The organism is Arachidicoccus terrestris (assembly GCF_020042345.1).
GTDB lineage: Bacteria > Bacteroidota > Bacteroidia > Chitinophagales > Chitinophagaceae > Arachidicoccus > Arachidicoccus terrestris.
In genome coordinates this window covers 3021462-3038001 of record NZ_CP083387.1, presented here as the reverse complement: position 1 = coordinate 3038001, position 16540 = coordinate 3021462, and the positions used below count along the sequence as shown (strand labels likewise).

8 protein-coding genes, 2 tRNA genes and 1 rRNA gene are annotated in these 16540 nt (G+C 47.5%); all 11 read right to left on the bottom strand.

Annotated elements, in window-relative coordinates; genetic code table 11:
• Positions 1-174: 174 nt before the first annotated feature.
• Positions 175-248, bottom strand: a tRNA-Ala gene (locus K9M52_RS11825).
• 49 nt (positions 249-297) lie between these two features.
• A tRNA-Ile gene (locus tag K9M52_RS11820) sits at positions 298-371 on the bottom strand.
• Positions 372-519: 148 nt separating this feature from the next.
• Positions 520-2049, bottom strand: a 16S ribosomal RNA gene (locus K9M52_RS11815).
• Between the two features lie 617 nt (positions 2050-2666).
• Positions 2667-3911, bottom strand: coding sequence for a family 16 glycosylhydrolase (locus tag K9M52_RS11810; RefSeq protein WP_224068638.1), 1245 nt, complete (start codon positions 3909-3911; stop codon positions 2667-2669).
• Positions 3912-3936: 25 nt separating this feature from the next.
• Positions 3937-5337, bottom strand: a complete 1401-nt coding sequence (locus tag K9M52_RS11805; protein WP_224068637.1) for a glycosyl hydrolase family 18 protein — start codon at positions 5335-5337, stop codon at positions 3937-3939.
• Between the two features lie 27 nt (positions 5338-5364).
• Positions 5365-6948, bottom strand: coding sequence for an alginate lyase family protein (locus K9M52_RS11800; protein WP_224068636.1), 1584 nt, complete (start codon positions 6946-6948; stop codon positions 5365-5367).
• A gap of 224 nt (positions 6949-7172) precedes the next feature.
• Positions 7173-10223 carry a glycosyl hydrolase family 28-related protein gene (locus K9M52_RS11795; RefSeq protein ID WP_224068635.1) on the bottom strand — a complete coding sequence of 1017 codons (3051 nt, stop codon included), beginning with the start codon at positions 10221-10223 and terminating at the stop codon, positions 7173-7175.
• A gap of 51 nt (positions 10224-10274) precedes the next feature.
• Complete coding sequence (locus K9M52_RS11790; protein WP_224068634.1) at positions 10275-12296, bottom strand: glycoside hydrolase family 9 protein; 2022 nt, start codon at positions 12294-12296, stop codon at positions 10275-10277.
• 53 nt (positions 12297-12349) lie between these two features.
• On the bottom strand, positions 12350-14269 hold the full coding sequence (locus tag K9M52_RS11785) for a glycosyl hydrolase family 18 protein (protein WP_224068633.1): 1920 nt from the start codon (positions 14267-14269) through the stop codon (positions 12350-12352).
• Between the two features lie 107 nt (positions 14270-14376).
• The gene (locus tag K9M52_RS11780; protein WP_224068632.1) at positions 14377-15591 is read right to left on the bottom strand and encodes a DUF5009 domain-containing protein; all 1215 of its coding nucleotides are present in this window, start codon (positions 15589-15591) and stop codon (positions 14377-14379) included.
• Positions 15592-15596: 5 nt separating this feature from the next.
• Positions 15597-16517, bottom strand: coding sequence for a ThuA domain-containing protein (locus K9M52_RS11775; RefSeq protein WP_224068631.1), 921 nt, complete (start codon positions 16515-16517; stop codon positions 15597-15599).
• Between the last annotated feature and the right edge of the window lie 23 nt (positions 16518-16540).

The following is a 16540-nucleotide window of genomic DNA, read 5'->3' as shown; positions in this document are numbered from 1 at the left end:
TACCCTCTACGCCTACTACTTAACTATTACTAGCCGTTCGCTGACTCAGGCACATCTGTCAGTGTATGGAATCCGATTCCTGCTGCCGCTGTCTTTTGATCACCTCTGTAATCAATCAACCCGCTTACACTTAACTCATCTTAATTTAAGAACTGTTCTTTTTACTTCTTAATGTGGAGGATATCGGAGTCGAACCGATGACCCTCTGCGTGCAAGGCAGATGCTCTAGCCAACTGAGCTAACCCCCCATTTATATACCTTACAGTATAGCACTTCAGAATCTCATCGAACTTTTTGTAGTCCCGCCCAGATTTGAACTGGGGACCTCTACATTATCAGTGTAGCGCTCTAACCAACTGAGCTACGAGACTGTGACTGTTTGAACCCTATCGCCAATCTATAGCCATGTGTTACATTCAAGTTGGCCGTCAGTGCTATCTGTTTGAAAGAACTAATAAGTTTAAAAGGAAAATAAATAACAGTAATACTACTCCGACTTGCGTCGGCGCGCCGCTCTAAAAAGGAGGTATTCCAGCCGCACCTTCCGGTACGGCTACCTTGTTACGACTTAGCCCCAATTACCAGTTTTACCCTAGGCAGCTCCTTACGGTTACCGACTTTAGGTACACCCAGCTTTCATGGCTTGACGGGCGGTGTGTGCAAGGTCCGGGAACGTATTCACCGTATCATTGCTGATATACGATTACTAGCGATTCCAGCTTCACGCAGTCGAGTTGCAGACTGCGATCCGAACTGAGAGAGGGTTTTTGAGATTCGCGCCTTGTCGCCAAGTGGCTGCTCTTTGTCCCTCCCATTGTAGTACGTGTGTAGCCCTGGGCATAAAGGCCATGATGACTTGACATCATCCCCTCCTTCCTCGCGTCTTACGACGGCAGTCTCATTAGAGTTCCCAGCTTAACCTGATGGCAACTAATGATAGGGGTTGCGCTCGTTGCGGGACTTAACCCAACACCTCACGGCACGAGCTGACGACAGCCATGCAGCACCTTGCTTCATGTCTATTGCTAGAAAATACCCTTTCAGGTACCGTCATTCGCATTCTAGCCCAGGTAAGGTTCCTCGCGTATCATCGAATTAAACCACATACTCCACCGCTTGTGCGGACCCCCGCCAATTCCTTTGAGTTTCATTCTTGCGAACGTACTTCCCAGGTGGATTACTTAATGCTTTCGCTCAGACGCGCACTGTGTATCGCGCACGTCGAGTAATCATCGTTTAGGGCGTGGACTACCAGGGTATCTAATCCTGTTTGATCCCCACGCTTTCGTGCCTCAGCGTCAATTTTCGCTTAGCCAGCTGCCTTCGCAATAGGTGTTCTATGTCATATCTAAGCATTTCACCGCTACATGACATATTCCGCTGACCTCAACGACATTCAAGACCTATAGTATCCAAGGCAGTTTCCGAGTTAAGCTCGGAGATTTCACCTCAGACTTACAAGTCCGCCTACGCACCCTTTAAACCCAGTAAATCCGGATAACGCTTGCACCCTCCGTATTACCGCGGCTGCTGGCACGGAGTTAGCCGGTGCTTATTCATAGGGTACCGTCAAGCTCTGTAAAAACAAAGTGTTTCGCCCCCTATAAAAGAAGTTTACAATCCAGAGGACCTTAATCCTTCACGCGGCATGGCTGGTTCAGACTTGCGTCCATTGACCAATATTCCTTACTGCTGCCTCCCGTAGGAGTCGGGCCCGTGTCTCAGTGCCCGTGTGGCTGATCATGCTCTCACATCAGCTAATGATCGTCGGCTTGGTGGGCCGTTACCCCCCCAACTACCTAATCATACGCGCGACCATCCTCATCCACCGGAGTTTTAATAATCATGTGATGCCACATCATTATATTATGGGGTATTAATCCGAATTTCTTCGGGCTATCCCCCAGATAAGGGAAGGTTTCGCACGTGTTCCGCACCCGTTTGCCGGTCGTCAGCTCAAGTATTGCTACTCAACTGTTACCCCTCGACTTGCATGTATTAAGCCTGCCGCTAGCGTTCATCCTGAGCCAGGATCAAACTCTCCATTGTTAATGTATTGTTTGAACTGACTAAATTTCTCTCGAAAATTAGGCGTCAAAATTTGTGTTCTTTTTCAACGCTTCGTAGTGTCTTCCTTACTGTTATTTATATTTTCCTTTCAAAGATCTTTATAGAAATATCTCTATCCCTATCTTGCTATACCATGCACCTCACGGCACACCGTACTCCCTACTTTTTTACCCCGCCAATCAGCTGACAGTCTCTACCGTCAGGCGGAGTGCAAAGGTAGTAAACACTCATTTACCAACCAAATATTTTAAGTAGATTTTTTTTATTTTTCTTGCAGGTCTGAGACTCGCAACTCGCTGTTAACCACCCCCTTACAAAGAAAAATATCTTAAGAACTGACCCGCCTTAGCACCCTCTTTTCCGTCGCGGGATTGCAAAGGTAATACCTTTTAATTCAACAACAAATTTATTTTAGAAATAATTATTTTTCAAGCCCGACCGCTTCTCTATAATTTAGTATTCATCATCGTTACAGCGCTCGAAATTATTTTTAAATTAATTGTAAAGGCATAAAAGTTTGCCCCGGATTCAAGTAAATGGTTATAAAATTTACCAGAATATCGGGGCATTATTAAATAATAATAGATAAATCTACATTACAATCCAACCGTAAAAGCTTCCCATCCGGAAGGAGTTGTTCTGTTACAAGTCATGGCCTGCTGGCCATTCTCGGAAGAAATATATTTTCCATTATTACCTTTTAAAAAGACCGTTCCATCCGGGTTTACCTCCCATGTGAACTTTTCCCAGTCTCCGGCAGCGGTTCTGTTACAGGTGATCGCCTGCTGGCCGTTTTCTGACGAGACATACTTTCCCATACTTTTCAGAGCGATTTTCCCGCCCCCTGCATCGACCACCTGGAACTTTTCCCAATCCTGCGGCGAAGTCCGGTTACAAGTCATGGCCTGCTGGCCATTTTCGCCGCTGACATATTTGCCATTGAAGCCTTTCAGTGAAATAGTCTGCCCGATGGGCGGAGACGGATTACCCGTACTACTCGCAGCATATACCCGGACATAATCCACATACATACTGGCAGGTAACGCGCCTGTATTAACCGTCTGCCCAGGTAAATCTCCGCCGACGGCGAGATTAAGTATAATAAAAAAAGGATTATGGAAAGCGGCGGTATTATTAATATTACCGGCAATATTCCCAGTATTATATAAAGTATTATCTACATACCACTTTATACTGTTGTTATCCCACTCTATTGCATACACGTGATATTGAGTCGGGTCAGCGGTTGTACTGTTTCCGTATTGGACATGACCATTACCGGCGTCCCAATGCATGGTACCTAAAATATTCCAGCTGGTATTCACCTGTTCCATAATATCAATCTCGCCACAGGCAGCCCATCCAACATCACCAATATTTGCACCCAACATCCAGAAAGCCGGCCAGCTTCCCTGGAAAGCAGGCAGTTTAATCCGGGCTTCTATCCGTCCATAAGTCGGCTGAAATTTACCGAAGGTGGTGAGTTTACCGGAAGTGTAAGGCTGACCGCCAACTGACTGATTGCGGGCTGTAATGATTAAGTTACCGCCGGAAACCGATACATTATCACTCTGATAATACTCCTTTTCATTATTTACACCGGGATTCCCGTTGTCTATACCCCATTTATTGCCGTCTACACTATTGCCATCAAACTCATCTGACCAGATCAGTTGATAGTTGGTCGCCAGAGCTTCTGAAATGTTATTTGCATTAGAAACAGGTTTTAAGCTTTCGGTCTTGTCTGAAGCCTGATCACGCTGTACCCGTTTTTGGCAGGAAATCAGGCAAAACATCGGGACAATGAGTGACCAGCACATTGTTAATATTATCTTTTTCATCTTATTCATTTATATGTTAATGACATTAGTTTACCGTAAAAGCTTCCCAACCGGAAGGAGTCGTTCGGTTACAGGTCATTGCCTGTGTTCCGTTTTCAGAAGAAATATATTTCCCATTGTTGCCCTTCAGAAACACCGTACCATCGGGATTGACTTCCCAGGTAAATTTCTCCCAATCCCCAACGGCGGCCCTGTTGCAGGTAATCGGTTGCGTTCCGTTCTCGGAAGACACATATTTGCCCATGCTGCGTAAGGCGATCTTTCCACCACCTGCATCCATCACGGTGAAGTGTTCCCAAGACTGTGCAGTGACCCTATCGCAATGCATGTCGTCCATTCCATTCTCCCCGCTTACATACTTGCCATTAAATCCTTTGAGAGCAATCACCTGACCGATCGGAGGGGTGTTTCCCGGCTGACTATTGCCATTCTGGACCACGTCATCAATGGCGGACAGCAGGGAAGTGCTTCCGGTCGCATCTCCTGACAGTTCCCACATCATGATGCCCCCGCCCTCATCCAGGGCAAGCTGCGTTTTGCTCCGAATCGTCGGAATCCCATTATACCCATAGTAAGACCAGGTATCTGCATTGGGGCTTGCACCCATATCCAGCAGCTCGTTATAATTCTTGGTCGCATAATCATAACGGTTATCCCGTCCATAAAAGGGAACACCTAATATGGCTTTGGAGGCAGGCAAGCCCCGGTTTAGCCAAAAATGCAGTGAATTAACGGCGCTGCTATAGGTAGAATGCTGATAATTGTTATCATCATAGGCCATTATCTGGATATAGTCTAAAACAGAAAACAAATTCCCGGAAATCGTATTGCCATCATTATTGGCAATAACGGCTATACTGGCAAGCTTTCCACGGCTATGCATCGCACTGGCCAACTCCTGCATCAGGAGATAGAAATTATTGGCCTCCGAAGTACCGGGATACTCCCAGTCGACATCCACGCCGTCTAAGTTATACTGATCCGTAAAGGCAATCATGCTGTTGACAAAATTGGTCCGGTAACTACTGTTGGCCACAATAGAATGAAAGGCATTTCCGCCACCTCCGCCACCAACCGAGATCAGCACCTTTACCTGATGACTATGCGCCGCACTGACCAGATCGGAGAGCTTCCCGGGATTTTCTATGCTTTGATATCCCCCTGTGGAAGTAGGAATTAAAAATGCGTAATTGACATGTGTTAATTTAGAAAACTGAATATCATTTACCGCCCCTGACCAGGTAGGCAGGTAACCGATCACTTTAAACCCGGTTGCTGCCAGCGAAGACCGCTGGAGGTCCGCTCCGGCATTTGCAATGGACGAGGGCTCGATTTTATCCCCCGGTTTTTCTGATTGCTTGGTGCATGACAGGCAGCAGAATATACCAGCTGCCAGAAGAAAGAACATTTTTTTCAGGCTTTTCATATCGATAAAATTTAATGAGAAAAAATACTATTCAATGGTAAAGGCTTCCCAACCGGAAGCCGTGGTCCGATTACAGGTCATGGCCTGCGTGCCGTTTTCCGAGGAAACATATTTTCCGTTATTTCCTTTTAAGAAAACCGTTCCGTCGGCATTTACCTCCCAGCTAAACTTTTCCCAGTCTCCCACCATTGCGCGGTTACAGGTCATTGGCTTCGTACCATTTTCAGAAGATACATATTTGCCCATGCTACGTAGCGCGATCAATCCGCCGCCGGCGTCAATCACGGTAAAGTGCTCCCATGTCTGCGCAGTCGTACGGTCACAGTGCATATCATCTGTTCCATTCTCTCCGCTGACATACTTACCGTTAAACCCCTTCAGCGCAATCACCTGGCCGATTGGTGGCTGTCCTGAGGGAGGATTGGAAGGACCTGAAACGGCGTCAGACAAGCCACTGTGTGTATAAGTGGTAAATCCCAGAAAAGTATTATCATTTGGAACACCGAGAGGATCATGCAGGTCTCGCAGATATTGCATATTACCGGTACCATAGTGATGATAGGCGACTTCGACTCCGCCAAAGACAGGGCTGGAAAGGCTGCAGTAATCACAGCTGGTATTTTGCTGATAGGCAGACTTCATAAAATCATAGCCGGACTTAATGCGTTCGGAAAGCGCGCTGTACAGACTGTTATCTCCCTGTATAGATGCGATCTCAGCGGCATAGGTGACTCCGGTCAGCGAGTACTGATAATGGACACAGTCCTGTCTGTCGCATAGCTCCGGCATCGTACCGTCGGAATGAATCACCGTCGGCAATATCGTATTGATACGGCTCAGGCCATCTTCATAGACACTGCTGCTGTTCAAAAAGACGCCAATAGCCATTTTGGCATAACCGGCAGATACATTCCAGTTATTATTGTAATTAGGGCAATGATTGATGTAATTATTCTTGACATTATTCAGGTAGTCATTAAACTTCTGAATATCTGTCTGACTCCACCCGGCACTGACACCACCCGGCTGATAGTACCGTATAATCTCTGCAGCAGCCACAAAGGACGGCGTCGTCCAGGAGGCTTCAAGAGCGGGCTGATTGGGATTGTCTGTCTGGTCTATAATATCATAGCTCTGGAAATGATAGGACCAGCCATTGAGTATGCCAATTGTCCTGTTGGCATAATACAAGTCTCCCGTACGGGCAAAAACCAGCGCAAGTGCATAGGCCAGTTCTGCATCAGAGCGGATCTGGGATTTTGACGGACTGGTATGCCCATTAGAACCAACATACACAATACTGGGAAAGCTAGTGGGATAAGTGTGACTATTAATATAATCCAGTATTTTCTGGTAGGCAGCCGTCCGGATCCCGTCGCCCGAATTCATGTCCGCAGCAATTTCATCGAGATGGGCTGAGGTATTCAGTACCCCGGGATGTACAAAACTGCTTATCGCCTGCGCATTCGCCACCGCCATTGTTCCCTGAGGTTTCAGTAACTCAGACGAGCTTTTTAGCGAGGCTCTTTTTGAGCACTGAAACAAAAGGCCAAGCATGGCGAACAGGCCTGCAAAGCCCAGGAGAGGTCTAAAGAACTTCATTCTTTTCATAGTTCAAATATTTAGGGTGAATAAAAAACAACCTTTTCCGGTTCTGTCATAACCGGACGATTTCATCTACAATATTTACATACTACTTCTTCCCGCTGTGCCCCGAAGCATCGTTGATTGTAAACACGGCGCAGGCTTTAAGACCCGGGCTCACCGGACCCACGGCACCTCTGCCGACAGCTGCTGTCTGTATGCATGCGACCCGGCCGGCCCTTATCCCTCTGTTACAGCCCGGTGCTATCCAGTTCAGATAACCTATAGCAATACAATCCTCCGTAGGTACTGATCATTAGTGTATTGCTGTTTTCGCCCCCTATCGTGACGCCGGTAGCTCTTTCAGGAAGGGCCAATTGACATTGCAGCTTACCATCCTCACCATATCTGTATACATCTCCGTCAGCGATCCATACCCGCTTTTCTTTGTCTTTTACAATGGCAAAGCTTCCCCGGGGTGCAAAAAAACTAAGGTCGGATACATAGCCAGAGCGATCGACATCTAACCGGTAAGAACATTCATTGTATTCATCGCTGATATATAGCTGCTTGCCCGGCACAGCCACGGCCAGTGAAGTGGATCTGGCAAGATCATAAGAAATCGGAATAATAGTCACGCCATCCGGCGCCAGCCATGCACTGTCGGGCCTTGCCACAGCGACTTGAGCAAAGTCATGAAAATCTCTCCAGCGATGGGCCGGATAAAAAGCCTGTACAATAGTGTCTAATGATTGCACAGCCACGCGTTTCAGCGGCCTGATGGAGTGATCAGGATTATCTGTGTTTATACTATAGACCAATATTCCAAAACCTGAATTCCCCCATCCACTAAAAGACGTTCCTGCCGCGTCAGGCGGATTGGTAAAAACTTCTTGTTTCCCCTCAACGAGATAACCTTCCATTGGCTGGTATTTAAACACGGCCAACAGATGATCCTCCCTGTCACAGGCCAGCGATAATGGCTCCCAGGGAGAATCGCATAATAGGGTAACAAGCCCGCTTTTAGCAGACCATTTGTAAATCCGCTTTCTAGCCGATTCACAGAAATAAATATTCCCTTTACTGTCTGAACACATTCCTTCAGGCATTTCAAAACCTTTCGCCACCTGTTGCAGATTTGCTTTGCGGTGACTGGTGAGAACCGTGTTCCGGCCGCCGGTTCTTGTATTTTTAAGATATAGTGCCGCCAATTCCCAGGGTTTGACAAACACTTTCCGGTTCCGGTCATATAAACTATGGCTGCTGGTATATTTTGTCTGGGCATAATTGTGCAGATTAAGAAACCGGATATCCTTTGACGCTTCGGTTAATATGGCATATGGATAAGGTTTTTTCACCCGGATCACCCTGAACATATACAGATTGGCAAACTGCAGATCAGTGCTCCGCTCTATGAATAGCGGTTGACATTCGGAACTTTCCCTGCTTTCCTCTTCTGTCTGCATAGCATAGATTTTCCAATGGCTGACATGATTAAAACGAACCTCATTTCTTACGTGATGTTCGATAGACATCGCATATATCCGCCCGGGCGTGACCGTTTCTGCAATATAGACACCGGCAGCGGCATAAGTACTGGCGGACCAGATATTTTTAAAGATCCCCCCGCCGTTGCGGGTCACCCATAGACTCCAGTATTGGCGATCCCATAAATGCTCCTCTGCCTGGCCATAGAGCCCACGTTGGTCCCGATCTCCGGGACGGTGCATTTGTCCGTGGCCGCCTATAAATTTGACATCATTTACCAATGAAGCTGCACCTGCTTCCCATTGCAGTGCCACCGCTCTTGTATTTCTCTTTCCAGTATTCAGGCCTATACCCGAAATAATATTACGCCCTCCTTTGCCGGAGATAATTAAAGGCACCGGTCCGCCAAAGCCGCCGAAAGCTGGTGTATTATCCGCCAGCAAAATCTGGGTAGCAAAAGGATGCAAACCGATTAAAACCGTATTGCTTCGCAAATGAATGGTTTGTGATACCTTATACCTGCCCGCGGGAAAATAGATAACGTCATATCGATCTATCGCGGCCTGTACTAACGCAGTTTCATCCTGTAAGCCATTTCCAACTGCTCCAAGGGACTTGATATTTACCCATTTTGATGTAGCAGGCAGGTCGGCAATATCAGTCTTCAGGACAGGCACAAAGTGATCGACAACCTTGATGTCAGTGAAAACCTTTTCATGTGGAACGCAGCGAAGACTGTCCATCACAAGCCCGGCGGTATAATTTCGCACCACGTAAAGGCCGGGTTGCCTTTCGGGCTGCCCCTCTCTATCCTTATAGCGGACCAGTTCCGGCACCTTACGACATTGGATCTTTTGTAAATTCACCTGCGTTTCCGGACTACGGGACATACCTATTTTAAGTGCGCAATCGGCAACATTTTCAAACAAGCAGTCTTCCATATATAGTTTTTCCCAAAAGCCTTTATCCACATCTATAACAACCGGAACATTCCTGACATGCATGCGAACGACGGTCAGGCCGGCTTCCTGGGTTTTGATGGCTGCTTTGCGCTGACCTTCAAAATAGGTATCCAGCATCATATAGGGCCACCCAGGAGACGATTTGGTGGTATAGATCCCGTAATCTCCACCATAAAAACGTACATCCTGAATCTCATTCCCAATATCAAAGATTCCGGCTTTTCCGGACCCGATATGGATATTGACGTGTTCAATAAAACAGTGCTGTGCATAATGTGTCCTCAGGGCCACAGCCGCTGCATTACCTGCACCAATCTCCAGATCAATATTGCTGAGCGCACTATAAAATGTGCCGGCTCCCGCATTGGGAACCCCCTTCCCTGTTTCAGGGATGGATGAGGTAAACCATAACATATAGGCAGCTGAGCCCTTGTCCCCTCCAACGGGTGCCGCAAATCCGGCTGCATGATCTTTGAGTTTAATGACCGGTCTGTGCACCCCGTAACCGATAAGACGAATAGCGGCGGGTATGTAAATTGTTTTACTGATCAGATATTCTCCCTCTGGAATAAACAATACCCCAAAATTCTTGTTACGCTTTAAACCATTAATAGCCTGCTGTAAAGCATCTGAAACATCCATACTTCCATCAGTTCGTATACCATATCGCTCCGCTGTAAAATAACAGGCTGCCGTATCTTCAGGAGCAGTTTGATAATAGGAGACGGATGCTGCATCTTTGACAGTATGTTCACTTCCTTTTGCCAATGTCCCGGACAGACGAGCAACAGCAGGAAACCAGCACGCCGTAAATAATAACCCCAAAACACCATGAATCAAATTACATTTCATCCTTTACATTTTTATGTTCACCAAAGATTTTTGCCTGTTCTCTTAATCAACTCATTTGCCACAGCCGAGTGCGGTTAATGCCTGGAGATACCAGGCCGCATGCGGCAGCCACTGTTCTGTCCAGCGCCATTCATTACCGTTATCCTTTGCTTTAAATGCAATACCGGTCCCATCAGCATTCAGTCCGGTTATCCCGTTGGAGATCCCGCCTCGTTCGCTGCCGTGGCCATAATTTGAATGCATATAAGGCACATTTTTATAGCCGTATCCATATAGAAAACAAATACCGTAGGGATTACAGCCTGTTATCCAGGACAGTTGGTGCATGGCCGATGCAGTGGCCTCCAGCTCATAGCTCCCGGCACTGTCGGAGTGATTACCAATATGATGAAAAAGATTTTTACCGAGCAGCAATGCCGTAGAAACTGAGCCCAATCTAGCATTTTCACCCTGCCACCACCAACCGCTTTCATTCGCGTGTGGTATAAAAAAGCCCGACTTCAACCGACCTTTAAACACAAAGTACTGTCTGGGGTAATCAAACGGGTTTGGGACGGCCCCGTCTAAATGAAGCTGGCTTTTGAGCAGTGCAGTAATGACCTGAATGACTTTGTCTCTTTGAGCCTTACCGGTTTCTAGGTCGAGATAGCGCATCAAGCTTACAACGGGCAGCCCGGCGTCGCTGGCATGCCAGAAAGGCCGGCCGGTAATGCCCCGGCCTTTGATGATACGGCCGGCCAGGATTTCACCATCAGAGCGGAGATACCCGTCCGGTATATACCGGGCACATAGATCTGCTGCCCAGATACGTGCCTGGCGCTTATAAAAATCACGGCCGGTGGCTTTCCAGAGTTCTGTGGCCGCCATAAGGCCACAGTAGTTATCAATGATATTCGGAACCCCGTCATCATCGTAACGGCGATTATGGGCAAGCAAATGTTGATACGCGCTTTCTGCAGCACGCAGGTACTCTCCGGATGTAAAAGTGCCGTTTCGCTTCCAGGTACTGATCCGGGCAAGCGCTGCAATAGCCATACCTGCCCCTTCCCGCATGGCACAGGCGTAATCCGTGGTTGTCACACTATTTGCTTCCAGTCCGACAATTTCTCTGTAGGACGGATCTTTTTTAAAATAACTAAAAACGGTCATGTAAAAGTAACCACTGTCCGACAGGGAGCGCCGCAGATAATCTGCGCCCCACAAGCTTTCTGAACGCATGGAAGCCAGCATTCCCCAACGTTTAAGCGCGTTATGCATTTTTTCCGTCGCCTGGACCAGTGACCAGGTCACCAGCGGAATCTGCTGCGGGCTCATAAAATCAGTATAAGCTAAATGGGAAAAGTATTTGCTCACATCTCCCGAAGCGTCACACCACCCTCCTCTGAGATCAACCCGCTTTGAACTTCCTTTTAGCTTCAGGTGCGCATCCTGTTCCCATTCAACTGCGGTATTGGCCCGTTGCCTTCTAAAATAATGGAGCAATGCACCTATGCCGGTCCGGACAAAAGCCAGACGGGCTTCCACACGAAAGACGGGACTCGTGTAAGCGCTATCTCCCAGATATATTTTTATCCGGTAATGGCCCGGTGCATGGATCATAGAGACATCAAGGGCGTAATAAACTCTGTCCTGAAACCATTCTACTACCGCAACCGGAGAAACTGAGCTGCCGCTGAGCACTTGTTTTGCCTGCGTCTGGTCAGCGTTTTGTTCATCCTTTACGACACGGTACACCAAAAAAGAATCCAGTCGTTCGCTTCCCGGCTGAGCCGCTCCTCTGATCAGGGACCGTGGCATCGCGACCACGATCCTTTTAGGCCGGTCACTTACATAGGCGAACTGATCGAATCTGAATTCCGGAGATATCTCTGTCGGCAGGCTCAACGGTTGCCGGGTGGTCAATGCCGGCTCAAATGCAGGAATGGCCTCCGGCGCGTTGCCCTGCTGCGCAGCCAGATAGACGGGGCAGCCAACATTGAGTAACAAGAATATCTTAAGACAGAGATACAGCACTGACATATCCTTACGGTTGACAGCGTGATTGTCTCCAGAGATAAATTGATAAGGATGCATTGGTATTTATATTTCAAATTATAATGATTTAATAAAATACAACCTTTATACTGCTAATAACTCCTGATCCGTTCATCAGGGTGAATGGGCAAGTCAGGTAAATCAGATCCGGCCCCTAACCAGAAAAGAGCATTCAGCAAAAGCCGGCATTCAGGTTCACTGGAAAAGGTATGGGACAATGTACCGTTCCCAGGCCCGTATTTATGCTCATAATCCAGATCATTATGCCCCATGTTCACATACAGCATGTGATATTTTTTATTCGTCCAGACAACGGGGTAATCTCCATGATGCCATATTTCAAATAGCTTGGGACCTGTCCCCAGAGGAAAACTGGACGAATCAATACTGATTAAGACCTCAATATCCGGGTTTGTCCGAAGGTTCCGTTCCCATCTATACCACTCATTCGGCGCAGATTCAAAAAGGGGAGGCAATAGGCGGGAAACCGGATGCCCGGGCGCATCAACCTTCAGAATTGCCCGCATGGGCCGCCAGGTGTTTCCATTGAAGCGGCCGCAACCCAGCAGTTCGTTATAATACCAGTCCCAAATATGTTGTTGGTCATTAAAAGCACTCACATGGAATCCGATAAATCCCCCACCTCGTATCATATACGTTTCAAATCCTTCACGGACGAAAGCTGGTGGCGCATTATCTAAAAACAGCACCACCTGATACCGCTTCATATAATTGCTGTCATTAAGGAGCGCCCAGTTCTTCGTCGAATCGTATCGGAAATGGAACTGATGACCGGCGGCCGTCAGCCACTGATTCGCTTCATGGGCAAAACTTATATGCGCCGGATCATAGTCTGCGGTAAAAAAAGCCAGAACCGAAAACGCGGGAGCCAACTCTTTATCGGTAAGCGCCGGCTTATTGTCCCCGGTCAGCAGCCGCAGTCCCAATCCTTCAAAAACGGTTTTACGCAGCACGCCATCGGGCGCATCGCCATCATATTCCCAAAACATAGCCCCCAGTAACCGGTGCCGTATGATATACTCGCATTTCAGTGTAATGGAGGCGGGATTCTCATAGTTCAGCAATACCTTGCCGGTGTCATCTGTCAGATAGGGCGCTTTCGCACTGTCGTCCCAATGATGCCTGTAACCTTTTAATGCAATGATCTTTTTATAGTCGATATAGCCAGGCAGCGGTTTTCTCCCATGTCCATAGAAAGGAATGCCCAGGACCAGTTTTTCCGGAGCAATACCTGCTTTAACGTGCCGTCGCACCGCCTCATCGGCCGTCAGACGGGCACTCAGGGAAGACCGGAAAAGGCCGCTATGATGTTTCGGTGCCCCTGACATGTCATAAGCCATAATGTTAACAAAATCGATCGCCCCGGCAATACTTTTAAAGTCAATATATCCGGCACCGGCGGAAGAGGCCAGGGTCAGCAGTTTATGCTGACCAATGGCGCGGCGAATAGCTTTCATTAATAATGTAAAATTGTCTTTATCTTCAGGAGAAGAACTGATCTTTGCACTCGAACTGGTCGGATACTCCCAGTCGATATCAATGCCGTCCAGCCGATATGCTTCTATAACATCCGCACAATCTGTTGCAAAACTATCCCGCGAGGATCTTCTGGCAGCCATTTCACTAAAACCGCCACTCCCCCAGCCACCGATAGACAAACACACTTTCAATTCAGGAAATCTTGCCTTTAGCGCCACGATCCCCTTTAATTTGTCCGGGTTGGAGATGTCTATACCATTAAAAGTAGCATTGACGTGACCAAAGGCATAATTGATATGTGTCAGATAGGTTGGGTCTGGGAGCCCCTTGCTCCAGGAAGTGACATAGGCAAGTGCTACCCGTTTCCCATAAGTCCCTCCTGAAGGAGCCGTGCTGTCCGTTAGAGATAGTGGGGCGGCGCCACAGGCACAGCCAGCCAGCAGCACCGCTCCCAGAAGAAAAAAAGAAAACAAAACCCTAAAAACATCAATAGTGTATGGTAATTTTTTCATCTTATTGTCAATTTGAATGATAAGCGGTCACTTTCCCGCGACGGCCATTAATAAAATGTTTGCTATATATCCTGAAATGATCCCTGCATATTATAGGGGCAACCGTTTCATAGCTTTAACCGAATAGATATTTTCGACAGCAGCTGAGCATACAGTATCATCAACGCAGCCCAGAGTGCCGAGCCGCCTATAGCCCACCAGACCGCTCCATCCTGTTTATATATTAATACCGGCCAACCAAAATACCAGATCATAAAATAGATCATATCCGGCGCCAGATAAGTGGTCAGCGCATTGCGGCCTGCGAGCCTGAAAGCATATGCCCACCGATCAAATCTCCGTATATCGATCAGGTAATAAAGCCCCGCAAAACAGAGCATGCTTGCACCATTACAGACCATGGCCCAACTCGGTGTACCGATAATTTTAGAAAAAGTAAACCAGTGCCGTAATATGAAGCCCGCTGCGAGACAGAGTGTGCCCAGCACAAAAATGATTTTTACAAAAAACGCGGGGCTGAACAACCGGCGTTGCAAGATCATCCCGACAACGAGGCCGGCCAGCGTCATAAGTGGTACATTACCCCCCAGCCAGACGTCCAGGAGCTCCGTAAACCGGCTATTGTGCAATGCATCCAGCCAACCTGAAAGATTTGCTATATTCAGGATCAGGGCCAGCAGCCAAAACAATACGCCATAAATAATTTTCCTCCCCCCATACAGATAAGCGAGTGCCGCAGCAAGGTACCCCCAGCCGATCAGCCCCAGTATCCCCCACCAGCCATGCGTCAGCCAGGTGGGCTGGTCCCCAGTACCGCTTTTAAATCTCCAGACAAGAAAAATCAGCAGCAGCACCCCGGTCCCTTTCAGTATAACGGATAAAGACAGCGTTCTACCCAGCCTACACCTGAAAAAACCGGTATAATCATTCCAGATCAGAAAGATCGCCGTATAAAGTAAAAAAAGCCAGACCAACTTAGGCGTCCCTGTCAGCACGGGATTGAGCCGTTCAGAACCATTCAATATAAGTACGCTGATAAGAATCAGACTCACCGTTCTCCATATTATATGACGAAGAATCTGCAGGTCTGTCTTTGAGCGCCGCCGGGATGTTATTGCAAAAGGCACGGACAAGCCGACCATAAACAGAAAGCCGGGAAATACCAGATCGGCCAGCCCGATACTATTCTCGTATACCCCGGCATGCACCAGCCAGTGCGGGACACCCGGCTCGTACAGATCATTTACAAATAACATCAAGAAGATCGTAAGCCCCCGCATAATATCAATGGATGCGATTCTTGAGGTAGCGTTTGTTTTCATTTTGTTCATTTAAAAACATTTCCTTTGGGGTCCCTGGAAACCAGCCACCGAAAGGCGTTAATGATTAATCTATTTTGCGTCGCATCCGTAAAAATAGCCCCTCCATGCCCCATATTAATATAGACCATTCGGTAGGCCTTATTTGTCCAGACTACAGGATTGTCCCCCCTGCGGAGTATATCCTTTAGCCCTAGTGGATAATTCTCATCTGACAGGGAAACCAGTACCTGAACATTGCTGTCCAGCCTGGGGCTTGGTTTCCATCTGTACCATTCATTGGATGGTGATATAAAAGTTGACGGCAGTGTCCGGGTTACCGGATGCCCCTGTGCTTCCACCACCAGTTTAGCGGGAACTGGCGGCCAGCTGTTGGCATCAAACACGGCACCTCCCAAAAAATGCACCAGCCACGGCCAGTGCGTAGACGCATCATTGTAACCCGCAACATGAAATCCAAGCCAACCGCCTCCTTTTTCCATGTATTGCTGAAAGGCGATTCTTTGCTGCTCTGTATGCGGAAAATCATTGAGCATAATAATCAGGCTATAGTCGCTTAGCCGTTTTGTACAAAGGGTTTCCATGTCAGCACTTGTATCCATATCAAACTCCCGCCCTTCCTGAAGTCCGTTGAAAAAAGCAATTGCGGTTCTTTTGAAATCAACATGATCAGGCTCCACCGTATTGGAATAAAGAATAAGAACCTTAAATTCAGGATAAGGAGGCACCTTCGGGTGCAGGCTTCGTCCAAAAATACCGTTATGACACAATAAGAATATGGCCGCAGTTAACAAAAGTCCCGCTTTTCGGCCGCCAGTAAGATACACACAGTAGGTCGCTCTTCGTTTCCAGATTATGGCCATGCGCCAGATGCTCCGCGCTTGCTTGCCTTTCCAGCCGCCTCTTTTAATAAAATGAAGATGTTTCATAAGATATCATTAATGAGATAAAT